This window comes from Metapseudomonas boanensis (assembly GCF_018704125.1).
Taxonomy (GTDB): domain Bacteria; phylum Pseudomonadota; class Gammaproteobacteria; order Pseudomonadales; family Pseudomonadaceae; genus Metapseudomonas; species Metapseudomonas boanensis.
In genome coordinates, this window is sequence record NZ_JAGTIS010000043.1 from 1 (window position 1) to 1,969 (window position 1,969).

A 1,969-nucleotide genomic window follows, 5' to 3' on the forward strand; every position below is an offset into this window, starting at 1 on the left:
CCGCCACTTCCGCCCACCACGCCAATTTCCTTATTCGCTCTTTCTCCGCCATCCAGTTCAGTATCGGTGCCGAGGTGGTATGGCCCAGTACATCGTCCAGGGCATCCCATTTGCTATCCCGGTAAAGCCATTCGCTCTCGGAGTGAATGATCAGTTGGGCAATGGATTGGGCAGAGGCCGGCATGCTGATCGCGGCCACCATTTCATCGGCGGTGATCTTTCCGTTGCGGTCTCTGTCGATGAGGTCATACAGGCGGGATTTCAGGGGGGCCTTGTCCGAAGCGTCGGCACGCGGGCGGTTGCGCTCGCGGTCCTCTTCGCTGGACAAGCCCAGCCTGTCCAGCACGTAGGCCAGGCCATTCTCGGGTGGGTCGTCGTTGTAGATGATGTCGTAACCTTCCCAGGCCCAGGGGCTCATCCAGGGGGTGACGCCGACTTCTTCCCGTACCCAGCCGTCAAGCAGTTTGCCGGCACTGTCCCGGGTCAGGGCATCCAGGCGATACCAGTTGATGGCGGCTCGGCCATGCTCAGCGGGGAGCTGGATCTTGCGCTCGGCCGGCAAGCCGTCGAGCAGGGATCTGGGGACCAGCAGGTCCGTTTCGCTGGGCCTGTGGGGATCGAACGGCATGGGCGGCTGGGCGGTGCAGTAGCGCTCCTGGTGGGGCATGACGGGCGTGCCCGCTGCGAGTTTCAGCCAGGTGCTGTTCTTGGCCGGCAAGCGTGCGGCCCATGCCCGGCTCGCCGTGAGGAAGGCTTCCATGTCATCGGCGCTGAAGACTTCGAGGTGCAGCTTTTCCTGCGGTGCGGTCTCGCCGTCTTCCTGATAGGGCCCGAGGTGGCCGATCAGGTCGCCAGCCTTGATCGGTAACGGCCTCTCGAGCACCACGACGCGGTCGAACAGCTGCGGTTTGCGCTCCCCCTCCAGCGAAGCGAAGTGGACGTATTGGGCAACGCTCTCCAGCTTGCGGTATGCACCCTCACCGCTGATGGTGACTTCGGCCCCCTTGGGTAATTCGCCGACTTTTGTGCTCTGGCCGTCAGGTGCCACGCGTACGGTAAGAGGATCGCTGACGGTATTCACGCGGTAGACACCGTCACCAATGGCTAACAGGAGGCGAACTGCGATGTAGCCCTTCAGCGTACCGTCGGGGTTCTGCAGTTTCTCTGGCCCACGCGTGCCCTCCAGCTTGCGATAGCTCCCCTCGCCACTCAGGGTGACGGCCGCACCCCGCGGCAAGAAACCGATGATCGCGCCCTTGCGAGCCTGGTTGCGTACATTCAGACCCCGCTGGGCCGGATCGCCGGGGGCGGGGTCATCGACGGTCATCCTGACGTGGAAGGTGGAAGCCTCCGGCCAGAAGGCGGGGCGCTTCAGCGCTGGGTCGGCTTGATAGCTGACCCAGTCCTGCAGGTGCATGTAGAGGCTGAAGAAGGTCAGGCTCGGCGGCGTGTCGGAGCTGTTGGCTATGGCCGGCGCTTCCAGGCGGTGGCGTACCAGTACGAAGCCCGATGCGAAGGGAGCCCGCACGGTGACGCCCGGGCCAGGGTAGTAAAGGGTTTCAGGTGTCTGCTCGGGGATGCGATAGGCCACCACTTCGCCGTCGGCGATGCAACGCACATGGGACTGATCCAACACGCCGGCGGTACCGGCATCGAAGTGCACACCGCCATGCCACATGCCGTTACGCCCCAGCGGGTAGTAGCCAGCGGCGGCCTTGGCGAGCTGGGTCAGTTGCAGCAGCGGATTAGCGCGATCACCAAAGGGGTGGCACCAGTGTTTGACCGCAGGCAACGAGGTTGGCTGGGCAATCGGTGGCTCGGATGTGGCAGGCAACAGCGGCGATGGCGCCCCCGTGGATACCGGCGAGGGATGACGAGGGGCTGGCGGGCCGTCGCGCCAGCGCTGGTATCCGTCCTTCAGGGCATCAAAGGTGTCGATGATGAGTGCGAGCATGGAAATCCGTTCCTT

General features: G+C 64.0%; 1 protein-coding gene. It reads right to left on the reverse strand.

Going from position 1 to position 1,969, the window contains the following annotated elements; translation table 11 throughout:
* On the reverse strand, positions 1-1,954 hold a 1,954-nt coding region (locus J7302_RS26180), incomplete at its 3' end, for an SH3 domain-containing protein (RefSeq protein ID WP_215381752.1).
* Positions 1,955-1,969: the final 15 nt, after the last annotated feature.